This window comes from Nitrosospira lacus (assembly GCF_000355765.4).
In the GTDB taxonomy this organism is placed as follows: domain Bacteria; phylum Pseudomonadota; class Gammaproteobacteria; order Burkholderiales; family Nitrosomonadaceae; genus Nitrosospira; species Nitrosospira lacus.
The window spans coordinates 241,260-265,927 of the sequence record NZ_CP021106.3 but is presented as its reverse complement, the minus strand read 5'-3'; the positions used below and the strand labels follow the sequence as shown (position 1 = coordinate 265,927).

Annotated in this window: 20 protein-coding genes; 14 read left to right on the top strand and 6 right to left on the bottom strand. The window is 52.5% G+C overall.

Annotated elements, in window-relative coordinates; genetic code table 11:
- The first annotated feature begins 313 nt into the window (after window positions 1-313).
- Window positions 314-1,477 (top strand): GNAT family N-acetyltransferase, encoded by a 1,164-nt coding sequence (locus EBAPG3_RS01135; RefSeq protein WP_004180823.1) that lies wholly within the window; start codon window positions 314-316, stop codon window positions 1,475-1,477.
- A complete protein-coding gene (locus tag EBAPG3_RS01130) occupies window positions 1,474-2,013 on the top strand; it encodes an NUDIX hydrolase (RefSeq protein ID WP_004180821.1) in 540 nt (179 codons plus the stop codon). The genes EBAPG3_RS01135 and EBAPG3_RS01130 overlap by 4 nt, the downstream gene beginning before the upstream one ends.
- 52 nt (window positions 2,014-2,065) lie before the next feature.
- On the opposite strand, the gene EBAPG3_RS01125 is transcribed toward EBAPG3_RS01130, so the two are convergent.
- The 6 genes from EBAPG3_RS01125 to tsaE form a co-directional block, all read right to left on the bottom strand.
- The gene (locus EBAPG3_RS01125) at window positions 2,066-3,232 is read right to left on the bottom strand and encodes an ABC transporter permease (protein ID WP_004180819.1); all 1,167 of its coding nucleotides are present in this window, start codon (window positions 3,230-3,232) and stop codon (window positions 2,066-2,068) included.
- Between the two features lie 3 nt (window positions 3,233-3,235).
- A complete protein-coding gene (locus EBAPG3_RS01120) occupies window positions 3,236-4,393 on the bottom strand; it encodes an ABC transporter permease (protein WP_040853216.1) in 1,158 nt (385 codons plus the stop codon).
- A gap of 203 nt (window positions 4,394-4,596) precedes the next feature.
- On the bottom strand, window positions 4,597-5,280 hold the full coding sequence (locus EBAPG3_RS01115; protein ID WP_004180814.1) for an ABC transporter ATP-binding protein: 684 nt from the start codon (window positions 5,278-5,280) through the stop codon (window positions 4,597-4,599).
- A 6-nt stretch (window positions 5,281-5,286) separates the two neighbouring features.
- Window positions 5,287-6,504, bottom strand: a complete 1,218-nt coding sequence (locus tag EBAPG3_RS01110) for an efflux RND transporter periplasmic adaptor subunit (protein ID WP_004180813.1) — start codon at window positions 6,502-6,504, stop codon at window positions 5,287-5,289.
- A 222-nt stretch (window positions 6,505-6,726) separates the two neighbouring features.
- Complete coding sequence (locus EBAPG3_RS01105; protein ID WP_151898978.1) at window positions 6,727-7,983, bottom strand: N-acetylmuramoyl-L-alanine amidase; 1,257 nt, start codon at window positions 7,981-7,983, stop codon at window positions 6,727-6,729.
- Between the two features lie 50 nt (window positions 7,984-8,033).
- Entirely contained in the window at window positions 8,034-8,477 is a 444-nt protein-coding gene (gene tsaE, locus EBAPG3_RS01100; RefSeq protein ID WP_004180811.1) for a tRNA (adenosine(37)-N6)-threonylcarbamoyltransferase complex ATPase subunit type 1 TsaE, read from the bottom strand.
- Between the two features lie 66 nt (window positions 8,478-8,543).
- Here tsaE and queG point away from each other — a divergent pair, with 66 nt between their 5' ends.
- The 12 genes from queG (at window position 8,544) to EBAPG3_RS01040 (ending at window position 24,621) form a co-directional block, all read left to right on the top strand.
- Window positions 8,544-9,665 carry a tRNA epoxyqueuosine(34) reductase QueG gene (queG, locus tag EBAPG3_RS01095; RefSeq protein ID WP_151898837.1) on the top strand — a complete coding sequence of 374 codons (1,122 nt, stop codon included), beginning with the start codon at window positions 8,544-8,546 and terminating at the stop codon, window positions 9,663-9,665.
- 436 nt (window positions 9,666-10,101) lie between these two features.
- Complete coding sequence (locus EBAPG3_RS01090) at window positions 10,102-10,728, top strand: XrtA/PEP-CTERM system exopolysaccharide export protein (RefSeq protein ID WP_004180809.1); 627 nt, start codon at window positions 10,102-10,104, stop codon at window positions 10,726-10,728.
- 212 nt (window positions 10,729-10,940) lie between these two features.
- Entirely contained in the window at window positions 10,941-12,470 is a 1,530-nt protein-coding gene (locus EBAPG3_RS01085; RefSeq protein WP_004180807.1) for an XrtA system polysaccharide chain length determinant, read from the top strand.
- Window positions 12,471-12,822: 352 nt separating this feature from the next.
- The gene (locus EBAPG3_RS01080; RefSeq protein WP_004180806.1) at window positions 12,823-13,743 is read left to right on the top strand and encodes an XrtA-associated tyrosine autokinase; all 921 of its coding nucleotides are present in this window, start codon (window positions 12,823-12,825) and stop codon (window positions 13,741-13,743) included.
- On the top strand, window positions 13,715-15,406 hold the full coding sequence (locus tag EBAPG3_RS01075) for a TIGR03016 family PEP-CTERM system-associated outer membrane protein (RefSeq protein WP_004180805.1): 1,692 nt from the start codon (window positions 13,715-13,717) through the stop codon (window positions 15,404-15,406). The genes EBAPG3_RS01080 and EBAPG3_RS01075 overlap by 29 nt, the downstream gene beginning before the upstream one ends.
- Window positions 15,407-15,419: 13 nt before the next feature.
- The gene (locus tag EBAPG3_RS01070) at window positions 15,420-16,433 is read left to right on the top strand and encodes an XrtA/PEP-CTERM system-associated ATPase (RefSeq protein ID WP_004180804.1); all 1,014 of its coding nucleotides are present in this window, start codon (window positions 15,420-15,422) and stop codon (window positions 16,431-16,433) included.
- 151 nt (window positions 16,434-16,584) lie between these two features.
- Window positions 16,585-17,433: an XrtA system polysaccharide deacetylase gene (locus EBAPG3_RS01065; protein WP_040853156.1), complete on the top strand. Its 849-nt coding sequence runs from the start codon at window positions 16,585-16,587 to the stop codon at window positions 17,431-17,433.
- Window positions 17,434-17,489: 56 nt separating this feature from the next.
- Window positions 17,490-18,515: a FemAB family XrtA/PEP-CTERM system-associated protein gene (locus tag EBAPG3_RS01060; protein WP_051049116.1), complete on the top strand. Its 1,026-nt coding sequence runs from the start codon at window positions 17,490-17,492 to the stop codon at window positions 18,513-18,515.
- A 4-nt stretch (window positions 18,516-18,519) separates the two neighbouring features.
- Entirely contained in the window at window positions 18,520-19,788 is a 1,269-nt protein-coding gene (locus EBAPG3_RS01055) for a TIGR03087 family PEP-CTERM/XrtA system glycosyltransferase (RefSeq protein WP_004180801.1), read from the top strand.
- Window positions 19,785-21,368: an exosortase A gene (xrtA, locus tag EBAPG3_RS01050; RefSeq protein ID WP_004180800.1), complete on the top strand. Its 1,584-nt coding sequence runs from the start codon at window positions 19,785-19,787 to the stop codon at window positions 21,366-21,368. Before EBAPG3_RS01055 ends, xrtA begins: the two co-directional genes overlap by 4 nt.
- Before the next feature lie 16 nt (window positions 21,369-21,384).
- Window positions 21,385-22,545, top strand: a complete 1,161-nt coding sequence (locus tag EBAPG3_RS01045) for a TIGR03088 family PEP-CTERM/XrtA system glycosyltransferase (RefSeq protein ID WP_004180799.1) — start codon at window positions 21,385-21,387, stop codon at window positions 22,543-22,545.
- Window positions 22,546-22,686: 141 nt separating this feature from the next.
- Window positions 22,687-24,621 (top strand): XrtA/PEP-CTERM system amidotransferase, encoded by a 1,935-nt coding sequence (locus tag EBAPG3_RS01040; RefSeq protein WP_040853155.1) that lies wholly within the window; start codon window positions 22,687-22,689, stop codon window positions 24,619-24,621.
- Window positions 24,622-24,668 lie beyond the last annotated feature (47 nt).

Genomic DNA, 24,668 nt, shown 5'->3' with positions numbered 1-24,668 from the left:
GACAGTGGAGGGTTGATAGGCACTCTCTGTACGGCGGGCAGGGGATTGTCGGGTTTCTACAGAACTAAGGATAATACCAGAATGAACTCTCGGTCGTGGGCTTCAAGGACCCCCCGGCGGTCTCGAGGTGCATGTCTTCCTGCCTTCCGGCAACGCAAAAAATGCGCCGCATGTAGACTTGCTTCGTGGTTGGCAGGCTGGCAGGGACTATGAAAATGTGTTTGAATATAAAATCGACATATGATGCAATACGCTTTGCTTATTGTCTCCCTGCTACTCTGCGGCGATCCCGGGGCGCATGTGAAAATACTTCATGATTCCAGAATTTGAAGTAAAGGTAATCGACTCGCTTGACGGTATTTCTGTGAAGGCATGGAACGCACTGGCCGGGGACGATCCGTTTCTGCGGCATGAGTTCTTTTCCGCCATGCATGATACCGGATGCGCCTCACGGGCAACCGGATGGCTACCGCAATTTGTCACATTGTGGGAAGGAAATACCCTGCGTGGCGCGCTGCCGCTTTATCTGAAAAACCATTCCTATGGGGAGTATGTATTCGACTGGGCCTGGGCGGATGCCTACCGGCGCGCCGGTCATAGGTATTACCCCAAGCTGCTGAGCGCAGTACCCTTCAGCCCCGTCACCGGACGGCGGCTGCTGGCGGAAACTCCAGAGCATCGCGCCTTGCTGGTTTCGGCTGCATTAAAGATGGCCAAAAGCAAAAATGCGGAAACAGGCGTGTCATCGTTCCATTGCCTGTTCCCGCGAGAGGACGAGGCGCGAGAGATGGAGCTGGCGGGAATGACGTTACGGCATGGTATCCAGTTTCACTGGAAGAATCGGGACGCTGGAGGTTATGCGCATTTCGAAGCGTTTCTGGGAGAGCTGAGCCATGGCAAGCGCAAGAAAATCCGGCAGGAACGGCGCAAGGTTCATGCGGAAGGTATCCGTTTTCAGTGGCTGTCCGGACATGACGCGAATCCTGATCACTGGCGTTTCTTCGTCAACTGCTACAATAAAACTTACCGCAACCATCATTCCATGCCCTATCTCAATCTGGAATTCTTTCTGCGGCTCGGCAAAAGCATGCCGGAAAATGTATTGCTGATCCTGGCGCTGCGCGATGACCAACCCGTTGCCGCCGCCCTGAATCTGCATAATTCCCGTACGCTCTATGGGCGTTATTGGGGTACGATGGAGTTTGTCCCCGGACTGCATTTCGAGACCTGCTACTATCAGGCCATCGAATTCTGTATTGCCCACTGCATCGCGTTGTTTGAAGGCGGCGCACAGGGAGAGCATAAACTTGCGCGCGGCTTTCTTCCCGTGCGCGTCTGGTCGGCGCACTGGCTTGCACACCCCGAATTCGCCGCCGCTATCGGGAAGTATCTGAAACACGAAGCACAGGATATCAATCATTATCTGGATGAGCTGAATGAGAGTTCGCCATTCAAGAAAGAAATGAGAGAGAAATGAAATTCTGTAGTAATTGCGGCACGCCGGTTGAGCTGCGCGTTCCCGAAGGCGACAATTTGCCGCGTTATGTTTGCCCCGCATGCGGCGTTGTCCATTATCAAAATCCGAAGATAGTAGTGGGCTGCATACCTGAGTGGGAGGACAGGATATTGCTATGCCGGCGCGCCATCGCGCCGCGCCACGGTTTATGGACCGTACCTTCGGGCTTCATGGAAAATGCCGAGACCCTGATCCAGGGGGCCGCTCGCGAAACGCTGGAGGAAGCCAATGCACGAGTCGAAATGGGGAGCCTGTATGCCATTTATAATATCCCCCATATCAATCAGGTGCACGTTCTGTTTCGTGCGCGATTGCTGGATCTGGATTTCAAGCCCGGTATCGAGAGCCTGGATGTCCAGCTTTTTGGAGAGGCAGAGATTCCTTGGGATACGTTGGCGTTTCGAGTCATCCAGGAACCGTTGAAACGTTACTTCGAGGAACGCCAGCAGGGAAAATTGGGTTTTCATATGGGCACCATAGAAGAGCTTCGCAAGTAATTCACCATGCCGCAGGAATGCGCAGGGTACGCAAATCGGTCAATTGACTCCGTTACACCGCTCGTAGCGAATCCACGATATTGAGGCGCGCGGCCCTTGCGGCTGGAAGAAATCCCCCGGTGACTCCCATGATCAGCGCAAATGCAAACGATTTGATGATAATCGCGCCATTCAGGGTAAAGCTGAACGCGAGTTCGGAGAACGATTGCCAGTTCATGGTGGAGATGGTAAAGAATTGCATGAACGATGCAAATACCAGTCCGGCTACGCCGCCCGCAGCACCGAGCATCAATGCTTCCACGAGAAAGGCGGCCAGAATATTCATGCGGCGGAATCCCAGCGCGCGCAAGGTGCCGATTTCCGTGGCACGATTGGCGACAGAGGCATACATGGTGATCATCGCGCCGATAATTGCGCCGATAGAGAAAATAATCGACAGTATCATTCCCAGGTAGCGAATGAAATTCGCCAGCAATTGCGATTGCTCGGCATAGAAGACACTTTCCTGCTTGACTTCCAGAGTCAGGCGCGGATCGTTCTCAATGCGGGTCTTGAGTTGAGAAAACACCGCGGGATCGTTCAGCTTCAATATCACCGAAGAATAGACCGGCCTGCGGAATGCCTGCATCAACTGATCCACATCGCCCCATATTTCCGAATCGAAACCGGTTTTACCCGCGTCCATGATACCGACCACGGTCCATTCACGCTGCCCGAAGCGCAGTGTTTCGCCGACGCCGGCGCCCCGATAGCGTTCGGCTACGCTCTTGCCGGCAATAATTTCCGTTGACCCGGGACGAAACATGCGCCCCTCGGCGATTTCCACCTGTGGACGCAGCTCGATTCCTTTTTGTCCCACACCACGGATCAATACGTTGGACGCTTTATCGGAGCTGCGCTTGGCAAGGGAAATCAGCACTATCATTTCTTTTGACGCCAGCCGCCAGCCATTCGCGCTGTAAGCGACTTCCGGCTGGTTTTCCACAATGGCAGCCTGCTCGCGATCAATGACGCTTTGCACTTCGGTACCGGCGGAACGGCGGGTAATGACCACATTGTCGGGTGAGCCGGTTTCCACCAGTGTTTTCCGGAGACCCTCTTCCAGCATTAATACCGTCGCAAATACAAACACCACCAGCGCCATGCCCCCTGCGGTGAGCAGGGTAGTCAGCTTGCGAGCGGTGAAGTTGCGCCATATGTAGGAGAGAGGAATGGTCATAGGCTAACCAATGCTTCTCAGTCCTTCCACGATGGGTACTCGAGCGGCGCGAAAGGCAGGCAGGATTGCCGCCGCAATGCCAACCGCGATTGCGGCGGCGGCCTGCATGTAGACGGTTTCCAGCGAGACCCCAAATACCGGGAACAGCGTGCCGACCTGTTCGCTGAATCTGTCGGCGACAGGGAAGGTCAGCAGAATGCCTATCACCGCGCCAGCCAGCGCAATCGCGAGGGACTCGCCATAAATCAATCCGGCGAGGAAGCGCGGGCCAAAACCCAGTGCCTTGAGGGTGGCGTATTCGGCGACGCGCTCGCGCGCCGTCATTGCCATGGTATTGGCCATCACTGCAAGGATAATGAAAATCACCAGGAACGAAACGATACGTATCGCCACCACAATCGCTTCGGTCATGGAAACAAACCCCAGTTGAAAGGCTTTTTCTGTTTCGGTAAGGGTTTCGGCAAGAGAGTTCCTGAACATTGCATCTACCTCGTTCGATATTTCCGCCGCTCTGTCAGGGTCGGAAATTTCGATCACGTAGACACCGATCCAATCGGTTCTGCGGGCAACCGCTTTTTTCATGGTTTCATTGAGATAGTCCCAGTGAAAGAAAAACTGCGAAGTATCGGTTCCCGCTTTCGCGCCGTCATAGATCGCCCGTACCGTGAAGCTCCATGCACCGGGATAAATCGTGCCGCGCAGGGGAATGATGTCGCCGACCTTGAATCCATACGTGTTCGCCAGCTTGCGACCGACCACGCAGCCCTTGCGGTCGGTGAGGAAGGCCTTCATATCCGTTGGCGAAATAAGGTATTCGGGGTAGAGATTAAAATAGGTTTTTGCATCGACGGCGAACTGTGGAAAAAAGTTCTTCGGTGTAATGTACACTCCGCCGAACCAGCTGGCATGGGAAATTGCCGTGACACCCTGAACCCTGCGAATCCGTTCCTGGTAATTGATGGGTAGCGGAAAGACCAGCGAGATCGCGTTTCGTGTTACCAGCCGCGCCGATGAGGCGCCTTCCGCGCCTGCATACCAGGCATCCACGACGGTGCGCAACAGCCCGAAAGCGAGTATCGCCACCACCAGGCCCAGCACCGTCAGGCCGGTGCGCAGTTTGTGACGCAACGTATTTCTCAGGATAAGCTTCAGGAAATGCATTATCCTGAATCCGGGAGTTGAGAGCTCATTGAGTGGATCAATATTATGATTAATAACAATATCCTGGATTGCCCGCCTTTTGGGTGTGAGTTGATGCAACTGATGGATTCAGGATTATTGCGATATTCCACGGTACGCTGCGGGGTAATTGACGAAAACAGAAAGGATATTACTGAGAAAAATATTGCCATTCGATCACTTCGTTACATCAGCTCTCCTTTCTCCAAATGACGAATTGAACGGGCTGATTTGGCCGCATGGGGGTCGTGGGTCACCATAATAATGGTTTTGCCCATCTCGCTGTTCAGGCGCTCAAGCATGGCGAGAATATCGTTCGCCGATGCACGATCAAGGTCTCCGGTGGGCTCGTCCGCCACCAGTATGACCGGGTCGGTTATGAACGCGCGGGCAATCGCCACGCGTTGCTGCTGACCACCGGACAGCTCCGAGGGATAGTGCTCCATCCGGTCGGTCAGCCCCACCATTGACAGCGCCAGTTCCGCGCGTTCCCGCCGTTGGCTGCGCGAAAGTCGCGTCAGCAGCAATGGCAATTCTACGTTTTCAAATGCGGTCAGCACCGGCATCAGATTGTAGAACTGGAAAATGAAGCCGACATTGGCCGCGCGCCAGTCTGCGAGATCCGCTTCAGAAAGTGTGGCGATATCTGTTCCGTTTACCTTCAGCGATCCGCTGTCTGGTTTGTCAATGCCGGCAATCAGATTGAGCAGGGTGCTTTTGCCGGAACCGGAAGGCCCCATTAAGGCGATGAATTCACCGGAAACAATATCAAAGGAGATATTCGTGAGTACCGGTACCCACTGCTCGCCGCGATGGTAGCTTTTGGTGAGCTGCCTGATCTGGACAATGGGCTCCGCAAGATTCTCCATGCCTCTTTACTTCGCCACCGTCCGCACCTTATCGCCATTGTCGAGTCCATCGCCGGGGCGCAGGATTACTTTGTCACCCACCTTGGGGCCTTTCAGAACTTCAAGCATATCGCCAATTTTCCCGCCGGTTTCGATAGGTGTTTCAACTGCTCTTTCGTCTTTCATGATGAATACCACATTCTTTCCATTGCGCTGAACAATGGCATCGGGCTGGACCACCGGGCGGGCAGTACGTTGCTCCGCAGCCATTTCTTTTTCCAGAAAGGCAATTTTTGCACTCATCTCGGGCAGAATGTCCGGGTCGCGGTCGATAAATCGAATTTTTACCACCACCGTCGCTTTAGCCCTGTCCACTGTCGGCACAATGCGTTGCACCACGCCACGCAATCGGACGTCGGGCATCGCATCCAGCTGAATTTCACAGGGCTGTTCGAGCTTCACTTTGGGTAAATTGGACTCGGATACGTCGGCTTCGACTTCCAGGGTATTCATATCCGCCATTGTCACTACCGCGCCTTTGGCGTCGAGTGCGGACGAGAAAGGCGTTATCACGTCACCGACATTGGCACTTTTAGTCAGCACTACTCCATCAAACGGTGCACGGATCAGTGTTTGTTCCACAGCAATCCGGGCGGCGCGATGGTTAGCCTCAGCAGCACCAACGGATGCCTGATAACCCAGAACTGCCGCCTGGGCTTTGCGAAAGCGGGCGGTTGCGATGTCTTGGGCGAATTGCGAAATAAAGCCCTTGGCGAGCAACTCGCTATTGCGGTTGAATGCCGCCTCGGCATCGATCAGCTCGGCTTGCCCCTGCTGTAAATTTGCCTTGGCTACCCTGACGTTGGCCGCGGCTTGTTCCATCGCTGCGCTGACATCCATATTCTCCAGCCGGGCAATAATTTCGCCTTCTGTCACGCGGCTGCCCTCCGTCACCCCCAGCCACTCGACTCGTCCCGTACCCTTCGAGGCGACTGCCGCTTTACGTTGCGCAACGACATAGCCAGTGGCGTTAAGCAGCGTGAAAGACTGTGACGGGTAAGCGGTGGTGACTGTGCCGGACTCCACCTCAGCCACCGTGCCAGTACGAAAGTAGAAGATTAGGAGCAGACTCAGTCCCGCAACGATCGCGAGCGTGGAAATGAGGCGGGGACGTTTCCTATGGCCGGTTGGACTGGCGGCGCCGCTCCGGTCAATTTTTAATCTGGATAGATCTTCGTTGGCCACAAAACATCCTGGACGGGTTAACGGCGTGATTATGGCGTAGAAGCTGAGCCACGGCTAGGCGGCTTCTGGTTTCTCCGGATCAAGCTCCGCGGAGAAGTACGCCTTGTGATCATGCTGACGTTGGGAGTTCAGCCGGCAAACAGATGCCACGCAGGCTTACAGGAGGTCAGTGAAACTTTGTCAGGAAGGGAAGCGCCAATAGTGGCGAATGAGAAAAGAAAGTTATTCCAGAAACACCATTTTTGAACGCGCGAGGGGGGGATTGTTGGCGAAATAGCGTTTGATACCGGCAAGCATTGCGTCGGCCAATTTATCCTGGTAGGCGGCGTCTTTCAGTTTCTTTTCTTCGTCCGGGTTACTGATGAAAGCGGTTTCCACCAGGATAGACGGAATATCGGGAGACTTGAGTACGGCGAAGCCCGCCTGCTCCACATCGCTTTTATGCAGATGGTTTATATCGCCGATTTCCGAGAGTACCTCCCGGCCGAGCCTGAGACTGTCGTTAATGGTGGCTGTTTGTGACAGATCCAGCAGAGTTTGCTTGAGATAGGGATCCTTGATATCCAGGTTGACTCCCCCGATCAAGTCCGCCTCGTTTTCTTTTTTCGCCAACCAGCGGGCAGCCGCGGAAGTTGCTCCGCGCTCGGACAGCGCGAAAACAGACGAGCCGCGTGCATGCGGCTTGATGAAAGCATCCGCATGCACCGATACGAACAGATCGGCGTTCAATTGGCGTGCTTTTACCAGGCGCATCGGTAGTGATATAAAATAATCGCCTTCACGTGTCAGGGCTGCGCGCATGTTCGGCTCTTTATCAATCTTCGCTTTAAGCTTCCTGGCAATCGCCAGTGTGATATCTTTCTCATGGGTGCCACTGCGGCTTATTGCGCCGGGGTCCTCGCCGCCATGCCCGGGATCGATGGCGACCGTTATAAGCCGTATTGTTTCCGGTCTATTCTTTCTGGTGGTCGCGGTATTTTTTGCTATTTTGCTATTTGTCTTTATGCTCGTTTCGTTACCGGCATTGAGTTCTGGTTGTAACATTGCTGTGGCATTCTCGTTCAGTAACGCCATGAGCGGATCGGGCGGGATAGCGGGGTAAATGTCCAGCACCAGCCGATAACCGTAACTGCCTACAGGATTGAGGATAAATGCTTGCGGTATGGCCTCGGTTTTGAGGTCCAGCACCAGCCGCAATATGGTCGGCTTGAAACGGCCGATACGCACTGCGCGTATATAAGGATCGGTGGAGTCGATTTTTCCTGGCAGCCTCTCAAGTTCCGGACTAAGCCTGACATGCTCCAGGTCAACCACCACTCGATCCGGATCTTTTACCACGCTGAGCGAGTACTGGATGGGCAAAGCGGATTCTAGCGTGAGACGCGTATATTCCGGTGCCGGCCAGACACGGGCGGAGCTGACCAGGGTATTCGCAAAAACGGTGTTGCTGAGTGACAAAAACGGGACGAGTGTCGCCATCAACAAAAATAGGGCGAATGCCGATGGAATAGAAAGATTGTGGCAACAGGCTATTGCCCGAGGTTTCTTAGGGTTCGCCATTGCTTTAAACACCGTCTGCCTGTCTCCGTATGCGCCTGAATTTCGACGCGGCGATGATCTGTTCCGGTGATGTGGATAAGAAACTGCAAATCTGGTGGAGGCAACAATCCGCCCGCTTTTTCGGGCCATTCCACCAGACAGATTGATTCCGTGTTGAAATATTCTCGGAAACCTGCTTCCTCCCATTCTACTGGATCATTGAAACGATAGAAATCAAAGTGATAGAAGTATAACCTAGAAATTTTATAAAGTTCAACTAAATTATAGGTGGGGCTTTTTACTTTTCCTTGATAATCCAGGCCGCGCAAGATCCCTCGCGCCAGTGTGGTTTTGCCCGCGCCCAGATTGCCGCTCAGGAAGACGCTAATACCGGGATGCAATATCGTTGCGATTTCCGCGCCGAGTGCCAGCATTGCGATTTCTCCCTCGAGATTGCGCGTAAAGTGATATGAGGCAGAAGAATCGGTATGATGAGAATTATGCAAGAAAAAATATCCAAGGATCCGTCAGGTATTCCGTGCAATCTCCCGGACGCAGGGGTCGACCTGCCCCGGCTCGCCGATGCGATCAAGGCATGGGGGAAGGAGCTGGGCTTTCAGGAGATTTGCATCGCGGATGCAAATGCCGAGATGGCAAAAGCGGAATCCGGGCTGTTTGAGTGGCTCGGCAAAGGCTATCACGGTGAGATGGATTATATGGCAAAACACGGGACACGACGCACACGTCCATCTGAACTCGTTCCCGGTACATTGCGCGTGATCTCGGTGCGCATGAACTATACGCCGCCCGCCGCGAAGAACAGCTGGCAGGTGATGCACGATGGCGATAAGGCATTTATTTCCCGCTATGCACTGGGTCGAGATTATCACAAGGTGCTGCGTGGACGCCTGCAAAAACTTGCCGATAAAATAGCCGCTGAAGTGGGTCACTTCAATTACCGTGTCTTCAGCGACAGCGCGCCGGTGATGGAGGTCGAATGGGCGCAGAAATCGGGCCTTGGCTGGCGCGGCAAGCATACATTGCTGCTTTCGCGCGAAGCTGGATCAATGTTTTTTTTGGGTGAGCTGTATACCGACTTGCCAGTACCCGTGGATAGTCCAACAGGGAATTACTGCGGAAGCTGCACCAAGTGCATCGATATTTGCCCTACTCAGGCGATAGTCGCCCCTTATAGGCTCGATGCCAGACGCTGTATTTCCTATCTCACTATCGAACATAAGGGCAGTATTCCAGAAGCCTTGCGCCCCCTGATCGGCAACCGGGTGTATGGTTGCGATGACTGCCAGTTAATTTGTCCATGGAACAAATTTGCGGCAGTTACCGGTGAGGACGACTTCGCGGTACGCAATGGCCTGGATGATGTGTCACTTGTCGAGTTATTTGGCTGGACTAAAGAAGAGTTCGATATCAGGCTTGCCGGCAGCCCGATTCGTCGCATCGGCCATGAGCAATGGCTGCGTAATTTAGCGGTAGGCTTAGGGAATGCGCCATCCTCAGCGGCAGTGACCGCCGCATTGCGGACGCGATGTGACGACGAATCATCGTTGGTGCGCGAACATGTGCGATGGGCATTGCAACGGCATGATATGGAATGCATTTAGGGAAAGATCCGGGATAGGATGACTGTCAGAATGCCTGACAGGCGCGTCCCAAGGGGTGTGAATGCCTCTGGGTGAGGCTTGGGATATGCCACCGCGAATCTTGAGAAGATTGTACTAAAGTCCTATTTGCTCACGCCGTCGAACTTGATACGATGCGGACACACAACTCGAAACAAGTTGCTCACTCGGCTGATTTGCTTATGCGGCGTGGTTTATCTTGAGGATAATCTTTTTCGATTCCGAAGCGGGTTGATATAAAAATGCTATTATGGCGCACATTAAAGATCCTAGATTCCGTGACATACGTTGAAAAGGTGCTGTTTCGCCCGAATCAATCCTGTCTGATTGACACAAATATCTACTTATTGCATCTTTAATTATCCTTGGCTGCCTGCATGACCCGGCGCACCTTCAATAAACAGAAAAAGGAAATTCAGTGAGCACTCCCCATATCAGTACCTCGAAATGGCTGACCTGTTTTGCTATCGTGTTTCCTATGCTCGTTCTGGGCGGTTGCAAAACATATCCGCCTCTTTCTCCCGACGAAAAGCATATTGCGCACGATTATTTGATAGGACCGGGCGACGGCGTGGATATCATTGTCTGGCGCAATCCGGAAGTCTCCATGTCGGTGCCGGTTCGTCCTGACGGAAAAATTACCACGCCGCTGGTGGAAGACCTTCCGGCCAGCGGAAAAACATCCACGCAGCTGGCTCGAGACATTGAAGAGGCATTATCCAAGTATATCCAGCAGCCTGTTGTGACAGTTGTCGTGACACAGTTTATTGGACCGTACACCGAGCAAATCCGCGTCATCGGCGAGGCTGCCAGACCCCAGGCGCTTCCTTATCGCGAAGAAATGACGCTAATGGATGTTTTGATTGCAGTGGGCGGCATAACGGATTTTGCCGCCGGCAATAAAGCCAGAATTATTCGTAGTGTAGACGGGAAGCAGCAGCAGTTTAGCGTTCGGCTGAATGACCTGATCAGGGACGGTGACATCTCGGCTAACGTTCCCATGCGTCAGGGTGACGTTTTAGTCATACCAGAGAGCTTCTTCTGAGCCTTGTAATTGATCCTTTATCCAATTCCATCGTGAGAAAAGATTCGGCCGCCCGTTCCACCTCCCGAGCGAGAGATAGATGGGTGAAAAGATGGCAATGAACATGAAAATGGTCTCTTTACCTTTCTACGCGATGGCGGTGCAGGGATGCCGCCAAGAATTCCGTCGCAACAAAAGCCGCCAAATAGCATTTCCGGGGAACCTTTGACAAAATGGAGGAGCTGACTACTCAACTGCTTGTTTATTTGAAGGGGATATGGAAATATCGCTGGATCTCGGTAATCGCTGCCTGGATTGTGGCCATCGCGGGATGGGTTATCGTCTATAAGCTGCCGGACGATTATCAGGCATCAGCCAGAATTTACGTGGATACCCAAAATGTCTTGAAGCCGTTGATGGCGGGCATGACGATTTCCCCCGATCTGCAACAGCAGGTTTCCATCATGAGCCGTACGCTGATCAGCCGCCCCAACGTGGAGAGGGTCGTCCGCATGGTCGATCTGGATATCAAAGTCAAGGATGCTAAAGATCATGAGGGGCTTGTCAAGGAATTTATGGAAAAAATCAAGCTCGGGACCACGGGTCGCGATAACCTATTTACGATTCATTATAATAATAAGAATCCAAGGCTGGCCAAGGATGTTGTTCAATCGTTGCTGACCATTTTTGTCGAAGGGGGACTGGGAGACAAAAGACAGGATTCTTCCGCGGCGCTCCGTTTTATTGATGAGCAGATCCAAAGCTATGAGGAGAAGTTGATAGCGGGAGAGAATAACCTTAAGGCATTCAAACAAAAGAACATTGGAATGATGCCCCAGCAAGGCGGCGATTATTACTCGCAGTTATCCGCAGCGACAGAGGATCTCAACAAGACAAGGCTGGAATTACGGGAGGCCGAGCATGCGCGCGATGCGATCAAGAGACAAATTACCGGAGATGAACCCGTAATGATGGTGGATCAGAGCGATGCGGTGTCACCCATAGTCAATGTGGAGATTGATTCCCGTATCGCTGCATTGAACAAGAACCTGGATGCGCTCAGACTGAATTTTACGGAGTTGCATCCTGATATCATTTCCACCAAGCGCCTGATCGCTCAACTTGAAGAGCGCAAAAAAGAAGAGGCCAAGCTCGTGGTAAGAAATACCGCAGATCCCGGGAAAAACTATAGTCCCATGCTGCAGCAGCTTAACGTGGCGTTGGCGGAAGCCGAAGCTGATGTGGCTTCCATGAGGGCGCGTGTGGAAGAATATACCGCCCGTTACAATCGCTTAAAGTCGCTGAGCAATGCGGTACCTCAGGTGGAGGCGGAGCTTGCTCAACTTAATCGCGATTATCAGGTAAATAAATCCAATTATGAAAAGCTTCTTGAGCGCCGTGAATCCGCAAAGATATCAGGCGAATTGGGTTCCGCCACCGATTTGATGTCATTCAGGATCATCGACCCGCCGACGGTTTCTGATCGACCGGTAGGACCGGACCGCAGCAAGCTGTTTTCTCTGGTGTTTCTCGGATCCCTATTAGCCGGAATCGGGATAGCGTTTGTCATCAGCCAGGTCCGCCCCACATTCCACAGCCAGGCGAGCTTGCGGGAAATAACCGGCAGGCCGATTTTGGGTTCGGTCCCCATGATCTGGACGGACCAAGAGAAAGTGAAGAGCAGGAAGCGGCTCTATGCCTTTGGTCTTTCGTTGCTATCTTTGCTGGGTTTATATGGCACTTTGATGGTAAAGATGGTTTGACCCGGTTTTTTGTTACCTGAATTCTCGCCAATTTTTGAGACGCATGAGGATTTATTATCGCAAGAGGCGTCTATACTAAGATTTTGCCGTTATGCATAGGTCAAGGCGGGACGGCTGGGATTTGTGAACCACACATCGCTTCGTTGCAATGGCCTCTCTCGGTCAGGATGAGGTTTTCCGGAATCCCGAGATTTGCTCCGGCTTGGAAAACCTGGTGCGATCATCTGTTTCCATTACCAGATCCGGAATCAATATCATGTCGATTTGCTTTAGATTCGGACATTTAGTTCGAGGAAGGCATGGTAGATAACCGCATTCTGGCAAATTCCAATCCAACACTATTGGAGAAAGCGTGAGTATTATTGAAAGAGCCGCGGGTAAGCTTGAAAAAGAAGGAAAGATTGGTCCCAAGGTGCCACCGCAAATACCACCCGGTACTTCGGTAAATTCAGGCCAGAAACATCCGGGCGCGAATCATTCGGCCGGGGAAGAGATCAGCCAAAGTTTTTCACCCAATCCTGTCCCGCCTTCCACTTCAACATCCAAACGAATTACACTTAATCTTGCCAAGATGCGCCAGTATGGCATCGTCACGCCTGACCAGGGAAGAACACAAGTTGCCGAGCAATTTCGCGTGATCAAGCGGCCATTGCTAACCAATGCATTCAATCAGGGCGCGGGCATGATCAAAAATGGCAACTTGATTATGGTTACCAGTGCGCTTGCGGGAGAGGGTAAAAGCTTTTGTACTGTCAACCTGGCGATGAGCATTGCAATGGAAATGGACCGCAGGGTTCTTCTGGTGGATGCTGATGTAGCCCGTCCTACCGTACCAAAAATTCTGGGACTGGGAACAGAAAGAGGTTTGATGGATATTCTTCTCGATGAAAACCTTGATCTCGCGGATGTTCTGATAAAAACCAATATCGAGAAACTCACACTTCTCACGGCGGGAACACGGCATTCGCACTCTACCGAATTGCTGGCAAGCCAAAGCATGGGAGCGCTATTGAAGGAGCTTGCACAGCGTTACGCTGATCGCGTTGTTATCTTTGATTCTCCACCGCTGCTGTTAACCAGCGAGGCACGCGTGCTGGCAAGCCAGATGGGCCAGATTGTCGTGGTGGTGGAGGCTGAAACGACTTCACAGCAGGCGGTTAAGGAAATGCTTAGACAGATCGAGTCGTGCGACGTTGTGAATCTGATTTACAACAAGGCCAGATCGTTCTCCGGCGGAGAATATTATGGCTACTATTACCATGAAAGTGCCTGAGAATCAGAAATGCCATGGAGGGCTATGTCCGGCTGCCTGCTTTGCCGCCATGGCAATGCTGCTGCTATCCTCCTATTCGTATGGGCAGGCCCAAGGCCTGCTGGGCCCGGGCCTGCCGGGCCAAGGTTTGCCGGGCCAGAACCAGCCAGGCCAGGGTCAAAATGTATCGCCCGATCCTGCGGCCGGTGGATGGAGAGTAATTCCGCGCTTGAATTTAAGGGAAACATACTCCGACAATGTTAGATTGGGGGGGCAGTCTGGTGGTGATTTGGTGACTCAGATCAATCCTGGCATATCCGTGAGTGGCGTAGGGCGCCGTTTTAATCTCATTGCTAATTACACCATGAATAACCTCATCTATGCGGAGAACAGTAACTTTACCCGGATGAGGCATCAATTCAATGTTGGTGCCACAACTGAATTGGTTGAAAATCTTTTTTTTGTGGATGGAAGAGCCACAATGACCCAACAAAATGCTTCCTTATTTGGTCCGCAGGGGCTCGATAACGTCAATGTCACAGGCAACAGGGCTGATGTAAAAACCTATACTATAAGTCCTTATTTGCGCCACCGTTTCCAGGATTTTGCATCAGCCCAGCTCCGTTACACCTATGGCATCGTTGAGTCCAGTGCAAATGCGCTTCGGAATAGCCAGAGGAACGCCTTCCAGGCGGGTCTTAACAGTGGCGATGCTTTCAGGATATTCAGTTGGGGTCTGAACTATGACCATCAGATCATTGAGTTTGCCCGTACCGGACGGACAGTCGAGTTGGAGCGGTCTATCGCCAATGCTCGTTATATGGTTACGTCACGATTCGGCTTGACCGCGACCGGAGGCTACGAACGAAATAGTTTTATTTCAGTCCGGGGAAGTCCTACAAGTCCCACGTGGACCGTGGGTTTTTCGTGGATTCCAGACGAGAGAACGAATATCGTGGCCAGCGCTGGCCAAAGATTTTTTGGGGATACTTACTCGGTTCTGGCTAATCACCGTACCCGTCTTACCGTATGGAATGCAAGTTATAACGAAAACATCACGACTTTCAATCAGCAGGCCGGTATGGGCAGCGGCTTTGGTGGAATAGGCGGAATAGGCGGAATAGGTGGAATAGGTGATCCGTCGGGCGGTATAGGTGGTATAGGCGGTATAGGTGGCATAGGCGGTATAGGTGGTTCCGATCCAGGGTTTTCTGGAACGAGTTCTTTTCTTGATCCCACCAATTTCTTTACCAACCGCCTTTTTCTGCAGAAGCGTTTCCAGGCTTCTATTGGCTTGAATGGTGTATCAAATACGCTATTATTCAGGGTATTCAATATGACGCGCCGGGCATTTTCGCCAGAGGCGGATGATGCCGATCTCCTGGGGGTGAACGCCGCGTTGCTCAATCACACCAGACAAAGCGGCGTCAACGTATTATGGAGTCACAGGATTTCCGCGCTCACCAGGGCTAATCTTAATTTGGGGTTCACCAGATTTGCCTTTCTTAATACGAACAGGGAAGACGATTTCAAGATAGGCAGAGTGAGCCTGACAAGGCAGTTCCAGGATCGGCCATCCGTGAACGGTATGATTGAGTTCCGGCATGTCGAGCGGGACTCCAATCAATCCGGGGCAAATTATCGCGAGAATGCTGTTACCGCCTCCCTAAACATGAGCTTCTAGGGATAAGAGAAAAATGTATGCATCCTATTATGGTTTCCGGGTCAAACCATTCCAACTACGGCCCGATCCAAGTTTCTTCTTTGGTAGCAAGGGGCATAAACGTGCAATGGCCTATCTTGAATATGGGCTTTCGCAGGGAGAAGGCTTCATCGTCATTACCGGGGAGGTGGGTGCGGGCAAGACTACATTGGTACGCAATCTTTTCCGCACGCTGGAATCCGAGAATATCCTTGCTGCGCAAATCGTCAATACTCATCTGGACTCGGACGATACACTCAGAATGGTGGCCGCTGCCTTTGGGTTGCCGTACGAAAATTCCGGGAAGGCTTCCCTTTTGATCGGACTCGAAGAATTCTTCCGTCAATGTGATCGGCAGGGGAAGCGCGCGCTTCTGGTGGTGGATGAGGCGCAGAATCTTTCTCCCCGCACGGTGGAAGAGTTGAGAATGCTTTCCAATTTTCAAACAGATGATAAACCGCTGCTGCAAACATTTCTGCTGGGTCAGCCGGAGTTCAGGAAAACCCTGCTGAGTGGGAATATGCAGCAATTGCGGCAAAGGGTAACTGCCACCTACCATCTTGGACCCATGGATTTATCGGAAACGCGAGCCTATATCGAGCATCGGCTAAGTACCGCGGGCTGGTGCGGAGACCCATCGTTTGATGAGGATGCTTTTGCCGCCATTCATGATTATGCCGGCGGTATTCCTCGCAAGATCAATACGTTGTGTGATCGCCTTTTGCTAATGGGCTGCCTGGAGAAATTACACCAGTTCGGTAGTTCGGAAGTCGATGAAGTCATACGCGATATCCAGCAGGAGTTCGATATGCCGGACGCGACCGACGACGTCCAGGTGGAGTTCGATGCCGCATCCGGACTGAAGAGTGCCGAGGCGCTTGCCAGTCTGGAGAAAATGGACGACCGGGTTGCCAAGCTGGAGGAATCTGTCGTTTCGTTACTGGAGCTGCTCAAGCAGATCCTGTCTCCCTCGGGCGTAAACAAGAATCTTGGGAAAGACAAGGTTTGATATGCATCTTTACAGTAGACGCCAATTCCGGGAGAACCCTCATTGCAAGTCAGTGGCGGGAATCGCGGAGGTAATTTACAGGCGAATGGAAAATGGTTTGCGGAGCTAAGTGTGGATTTGATTGTTTGCGGCACTATGCGAGGTTGGTCAAATGAACTCAACACTAATACGCAACGCGATGACCGTCGACGTGGAAGACTATTTCCAGGTTTCAGCGTTTGCTCCCCATATTTCAAGGGAATCATGGACCTCCATATCTTGCCGGGTGGAGTCCAATATCGATCGCATACTTTCTTTGCTGGATGAAGAAGGCGCAAAAGCAACCTTTTTCACCTTGGGATGGATCGCCGACCGCCACCCCGACATGGTCAGGCGTATTGTCGCAAACGGTCACGAACTGGCCAGTCACGGTTGGGCCCATCATCGAGTCTCCGATCAGGAGACTCATGAATTCCGTGATGATATCGTTCGAAGCAAAGCCATTCTTGAAGACATTGGCGGCAACGCGGTACTGGGTTATCGCGCGCCGAGTTTTTCCATCGGCCGCCATAATCTATGGGCGCTGGATATACTTGAAGAAGCCGGCTACCGTTACAGTTCCAGTATTTATCCCATTCAACATGATCATTACGGCATGCCGGAGGCTCCCCGCTTTGCCCATCATCCGCGCACGCATCATGGGTTGCTGGAATTGCCTATTACTACTATGCGTTTGTTCAAGCGGAATTTTCCCGCCGGCGGCGGCTATTTCCGGCTTTGGCCCTACCCGGTTTCGCGGTGGTTCCTGCAAAGATTGAATCATCTCGAACGCCGTTCCGCTATCTTTTATTTCCACCCCTGGGAAATAGATCATAAGCAGCCGCGTCAGCAAGGCATCAGCATGAAAACACGCTTCCGCCACTATTACAATCTTCATCGTATGGAAGAGCGAATCAAAGCGTTGACTCGTGACTTCCGGTGGGATCGCGTGGATCGGATTTTTCTGGAACAAGACGCATGAGCAGCATCATTGAAGCATTCCAGGAGGATCATCAAGCTTCCCTCCATCAGGCCGGCATGCCGGTCGTCCATGCCTTTCAGCCCCAGGATGCGGCAAGATGGGACGAATTCGTCTCAGGCTGTCCCGAAGCTACTTTCTTTCATCGCGCCGGTTGGAGGACGGTCATCGAACGTGCTTTGGGCCACAAAACCTGGTATCTCTACGCTGAGTCCGGAGGAGAAATTCAAGCAGTGCTGCCGTTGGCGGAAATCAATAGCCACCTTTTTGGCCATTGCCTGAGCTCGCTCCCATTCTGTGTCTATGGCGGCATTGCCGCAATCTCGGAATCCAGCCGGATTGCGCTTGATCGTGCTGCCCAGGCGCTTGCTGCGCGACTGAACACCGATTATCTCGAATACCGGAATCTGAGAATACAGCACCCGGATTGGCCCACCAAGGATCTCTATGTCACTTTCCGCAAGGGCATAGACCCGGAAGAGGAGCGGAACATGCAGGCCATCCCGCGCAAGCAGCGCGCAATGGTACGCAAAGGTATCAAGGCTGGACTCGAAAGTACCCTAGATGAAAATACCGAGCGTTTTTTTCTTGCCTATTCCGCAAGCGTGCACCGTTTGGGTACCCCGGTCTTTTCCAGGAGATACTTTCGGCTTCTCAAGGAAATTTTCGCTGAAGATTGTGAACTTATGGTCATTCTAAAAGGAGGACGTACCGTCAGCGGCGTCATGAGCTTTTATTTCCGTGACGAGGTATTGCCTTATTATGGCGGCGGCACCAGTGAAGCTAGAGAGGTGGCGGGAAATGACTTCATGTACTGGGAACTGATGCGGCGCGCTTGCGAAAGGGGGATTAAGACTTTTGACTTCGGGCGCAGCAAGCGTAACACGGGCTCTTACGATTTCAAGAAGAATTGGGGATTCGAGCCGCAACCGCTGCATTATGAATATCAGTTGCATCGCGCGGGAGCGGTACCCGATCATAATCCCCTTAATCCCAAATATCAGATTTTCATAAAGGCCTGGCAGAAGCTGCCGCTGCCGATGGCCAATCTTATTGGTCCTTACATCGTGAAGAATCTGGGCTAGATTCATGCAGGAACTTCTTTATCTCGTTCATCGTATTCCCTTTCCGCCGGACAAGGGGGACAAAATACGCTCCTATCATCTGCTCAAGCACCTGAGTCGACACTATCGCGTCCATCTCGGTACTTTTATTGATGACGAGAAAGACTGGAGCCATCTTCCTAAAGTCAAGGATCTCTGTGGTGAGACCTGCTTTGTCAATCTTTCGCCGAAGGCCGCGCGCTTGCGCAGCCTTGGCGGCCTGTTTCTCCAGCAGCCCCTTACCTTGCCCTACTATCGGGACAGGAGTTTGCAAGCGTGGGTAAATAGCGTACTCGAAACAAGATCTGTCAGAAATATTCTGGTTTTCTCCTCCGGCATGGCGCAATACGTGAGCCATGCCGGGCCTGCACGCCGGGTCATCGATTTTGTCGATATCGATTCGGACAAATGGATGCAATACGCAGCCACCAAAAGTTGGCCGATGGATTGGATATACCGGCGTGAATCGAGATTGCTGCTCAGTTACGAAAAGCGGGTCGCCAGAGAGTTTGACGCTGCGACCTTCGTCTCCGAGGCAGAAGCCGATTTATTCAAGCGGCTCGCGCCGGAGGTTGCGACAAAAGTCACTTACTTCAACAACGGTGTCGATGCGGATTATTTCTCACCGCAAAATATTTACCCTAATCCCTACGCTACCGGTACCGATACCCTGGTTTTTACCGGAGCGATGGATTACTGGGCTAATGTGGATGCCGTAGACTGGTTTGCGCGCAGTATCTTTTCCGCAATCCGCGTGCATTTACCCAATGTTGAGTTCCATATTGTCGGCGCGCGACCCGCAGCAAGAGTAATGGCGCTGTCTGCCCTTCCCGGGATCACGGTAACGGGATCGGTTCCGGACATACGGCCCTATCTCGCACATGCATCCTTGGCGGTGGCGCCGCTACGCATTGCCCGTGGCATACAGAACAAGGTGCTGGAAGCGATGGCCATGGCAAAGATCGTAATCGCCTCTCCACAAGCGATGGAGGGAATATGTGCGGTTTCCGGCCAGGAATTATTGGTTGCTGACAATGAAGATGATTTTGCTCATCAAATAATTACGCTGCTCCAGAGCAAGTCGCGCCGGACGATGGGCCGTGCCGCAAGGGCCCGGGTTCTGAAGGATTACAGTTGGGAAAAAGGTCTGGCGCGAGTTGAGGCGCTCCTCTCCCAGCCACAAGTGATTTCTGCTGATGAAGCGCGTCCGCATGTCTTGCAAAACCATTTTAAATCCGCGGGAGATGCGGCATGAGCGTGCAAACCCCGCAAGAAATCGCGCATGGTTCCGCCACAACGCTGGATCAGCAAAGCTTGAAGGGGGCCGCCCTTCTTACACTTGCCACCATTGCCGCAATCCTGGCGGGTTATCATGAAACCACCTGGTCCATGGTTTCCATCTGGGAGCGATCCGATACATTTGCCCATGGCTTCCTTATACTTCCTTTCAGTGCCTATCTGATCTGGGGGCAACGCAAACATTTAAGCACATTTTCCCCTGAGCCAAACCTTCCGGCTCTTGCGGTACTCGGTGCCCTGGGTTTTGGCTGGCTGATGGCAACGCTTGCCAGCGTTCAGGTATTTGAGCAATATTTTCTGATGGCAATGATTCCCGCTGCCGTTTGGGCAATTCTGGGAACCCGAATGGCTTGGGCGATTGCTTTTCCATTGGCCTATCTTTTGCTTGCCGTACCTTTTGGCGACGTATTTATCCCTCCCCTCATCGACTTTACCGCCGACTTTACCGTATGGGCGCTGCAGTTGACGGGCATACCCGTTTACCGTGAGGGCAGTTTTTTTACCATTCCAAGCGGCAATTGGTCCGTTGTGGAAGCCTGTAGCGGTTTGCGCTACCTCATCGCATCCTTTACGCTGGGTATGCTTTATGCCTATCTGACGTACCGAAGTCTGAGGCGTCGCCTGGCGTTCATCGCGCTTTCAGTGCTGGTGCCCATTATCGCCAACGGGATTCGTGCCTACCTGATCGTGATGACCGGCCATCTGAGCAACATGAGTCTGGCTGTGGGAGTTGACCATCTTATTTACGGTTGGATATTCTTTGGTTTCGTGATGCTATTGTTATTCTGGATCGGATCATTCTGGCGCGAAGACAATGGCGAGAATAAGGGTGCCGATGCGGTCCCCCAACCTAAACCAGATCTCAGGCAGGGCAGCAAGGGTTCGCCGAAGAGCGTAGTTCTTGCTGCCAGCGCAGTCCTTGCAATAGCTTTCATCTGGCCGGTGTCAGCGGCCTATCTGGAAAACAGATTCTCCCGCAGCACGGAACCACAAATCGAAATTCCCGGCGTAGCAGAAAAATGGGAAGCCGCCACGAGTCCGATCTCCGACTGGAGGCCCAAGTATATTGGAGCCGCTACCCAATTTCTGCAAAATTACCGGAACCATCACCAGGCGGTGGATCTTTATGTGAGTTATTACCGCAACCAGCAGCAGGGAACAGAACTGATCAATTCCGGGAATCTGCTCGTGCCGGAAACAGAATCATACTGGCGTAACATCAAGGAAAATACACGCGGCATACTTCTTGACTCCCGGCAGGTGACCGTCAAGCAGAGCCAGCTTCATTCACCCGACGCAAACCTGCTCGTCTGGAGGTGGTATTGGATTGGCGGAGAGAAGACGGCCAGTCCCTATATGGCTAAATTTATCCTGGCACGGAATAAGCTCTTGGGCAGAGGTGACGATGGGGCGGAGATTATTATCGCGGCGCGTTACGAAGCAGCATCCGATGAAGCTGTTCCAGTGCTTCAGGCTTTTGTCGATGACATGATGCCAACGATAACAAGAGGGCTCCAGCATGCATGGGAGCGCTAGTACCCAGCAAGGTCCGGTGAAATCTTCAAGGACGTTTACCACGCAGCCTCCGCTCATTGTCCATGTGATTCATCACCTGGGGGTCGGGGGTCTGGAAAATGGTCTTGTAAACCTGATCAACCATATTCCACCCGAACGTTACCGGCACGCTATCGTATGCCTCAAGGGATACTCTGATTTTCGCCACCGGATCTTGAGAGAGAATGTGGAAATCGTGGCACTAAACAAGCGGGAAGGACACGATTTTGGTCTTTATATCAATTTATTCGGAACACTCCGACGCTTGAAACCGGATATCGTGCACACCCGTAATCTCAGCACGATGGAAGGGCAAGTCATTGCCGCGGTTGCCGGAGTGCGCACCCGAATCCACGGAGAACACGGCCGAGATCTGTTTGACCTGCACGGAAAAAATCGCAAATACAATCTGCTGCGTAAGGCAATCCGCCCTTTTGTCAATCATTTCATTGCTGTCAGCAGAGATCTGGAAAGCTGGCTTGCCGATACCGTGGGAGCAACGCCACAGCGCATCAATCAGATCTACAACGGTGTTGATAGCCTGCGTTTTCACCCGCGTGATGGCGCTCTCTTTAGAGCGGGACCACAAGGATTTTTTACAGAAAATGCTTTTGTCATCGGTAGTGTCGGAAGAATGGCAGGTGTGAAAAATTATCCCAGCCTGGTTCAGGCTTTTTTGAGGGTGCTGGAGGAGGAGCCCGCGGCTCGCGAACATCTGCGGCTGCTGATCGTTGGTGAGGGGACTACGCGCCGGGAATGCATCGATATGTTGCGTAAGGCCGGGGCGGAAGCGCTTGCCTGGTTTCCGGGAGAGCGTGCCGATATTCCAGAATTGATGCGTGTCATGGATCTTTTTGTTCTTCCCTCGCTTGGTGAAGGCATCTCCAATACCATTCTGGAAGCCATGTCCACGGGTTTGCCGGTCGTCGCTACCAGCGTCGGGGGAAATGTGGAACTTGTAAAGGAAGAATATACGGGAATGCTGGTTCCGCCGGGAGTTCCATCAGCATTAGCGGAGGCGATGCTGAGATATTATAAAAACCCCGATCTGATCATTCAACACGGCAAGGCAGCACGGCGGCAGATCGAGGCAAGCTTCAGCATGGAGGCCATGACCAAAGGGTACCTTCAAGTCTATGACAAGGCCTTGCGCCCGTAACGCCGATTCCCGTGGTTGACCATGCATTTTTCAGCTTGATGCCATGATCAGGAAAGCTTCTTGCATCACTTGACTTCATCTTTACGGCGAATTCACCACAACTGCCGATAGGATAACGGACGGAATAAAAGGAAAATCAACATGTGTGGAATTGTTGGTCTGTTTGACACGCGCGGCAAAAATGAAATCGATCGGCAAGTGCTCTGGCGCATGAATCAACTCCAGATTCATCGCGGCCCCGATGAAGGAGAGCTGTACACCGAGCCTGGCGTGGGCTTCGGCCACCGTCGTCTTTCGATCATGGATGTCTCCAGCGGACAGCAACCGCTTTTTAACGAAGACGGTAGTGTAGTTGTGGTTTTCAATGGAGAAATCTACAATTTTCAGGAGCTTGCCACAGAGCTTGCCGCCCTCGGTCATACTTTTCGCACGCATTGTGATACCGAGGTCATTGTCCATGCCTGGGAAGAGTGGGGTGAGTATTGCGTGGATCGCTTTCGCGGCATGTTCGCCTTCGGATTGTGGGATCGCAACCAGGAAACCCTGTTTCTTGCTCGTGATCGGCTTGGTATCAAACCGCTTTACTATGGCATGCTCGGGGATGGTACATTTATTTTCGCCTCCGAGCTCAAGGCAGTGCTCGCCCATCCGGATTTCATCCGCGAGATGGATGCCCATGCTATCGAAGACTACTTTGCCTATGGTTATGTCCCGGAGCCAAAAACGATATTTCGGCACGCACTCAAGCTTTCTCCGGGTCATACACTGAAACTTTCACCCGGCCAGAGCATGCCGCGGCTGCGCCAGTATTGGGACATACCCTTTACTCCGCACGATTCCATCAGCATGCAGGAAGCACAGGAAGAACTGATTGTCCGGCTGCGTGAATCGGTAAAGATTCATCTTATGACCGAGGTGCCGCTGGGGGCCTTCCTATCCGGCGGGGTCGACTCCAGCGCGGTGGTGGCGATGATGGCCAACCTGATGGGAGAGCCCGTCAACACATGCTCCATCTCTTTTGGAGACCCTGCCTTCAACGAATCCCAATATGCGCAAAAAGTGGCCGATCGCTATCACACGCGGCATGCTGTCGAACGAGTGGATCAGGACGATTTCGAGCTTATAGACAAACTGGCTTTTTTATACGACGAACCCTTTGCCGATAGCTCGGCCATGCCTACCTACCGGGTTTGTGAACTGGCCAGAAAGCGCGTGACGGTCGCGTTGTCGGGAGATGGGGGCGACGAAAACCTCGCTGGCTACCGCCGCTATCGCTGGCATCTTTATGAAGATCGAATGCGATCCATGCTGCCACTTGGGTTTCGAAAGCCCTTGTTCGGTTTGCTAGGCAGCCTCTACCCGAAGGCCGACTGGGCACCAAAGGTTTTGCGTGCGAAATCCACTTTCGAGGCGCTCGCGCGAGATTCCGTGGAAGGGTATTTTCACAGCGTTTCCATTATGAAGGACAAAATGCGCCAGCGTCTCTTCAGTGCTTCTTTCCACCGCAGTCTCCAGGGGTACCAGGCGGTGGAGGTTTTGCGCATGCATGCTGACAAATGCCCTGTCGATGACGCCCTGTCCCGTGTGCAATACCTGGACATGAAAACCTACCTTGTTGGTGATATTCTTACCAAGGTGGATCGCGCCAGTATGGCTCACGCCCTGGAAGTGCGCGTACCATTGCTGGATCATAAACTGGTCGAGTGGATATCTGGCCTTCCAGTGTCCTTCAAACTGCACGGCCATGAAGGCAAATATGTGTTCAAAAAGGCTCTGGAACCCTACCTTCCCAATGATGTCCTTTATCGTGACAAGATGGGATTTTCAGTACCATTGGCAAGCTGGTTTCGTGGCCCGCTACGCCAAAGGCTTAACGACGCTTTAATGGGGTCGGTTCTGGCAGATACGGGGATTTTCAACCAAGCCTTTCTAAAGGAGATGCTGGACCAGCATCAGTCGGGAAGGCGTGATTATAGTGCACCGTTATGGACGCTGCTGATGTTTGAATCATTTCTGCGCAACGTACTGCCGGTGGAGCACTCAGGCTCGCGCAAGAATGATCTCAAGGTGGCATGACGATGTTGCTGTGCAATCCAAAGATACGGACACATGACAGATTCAAA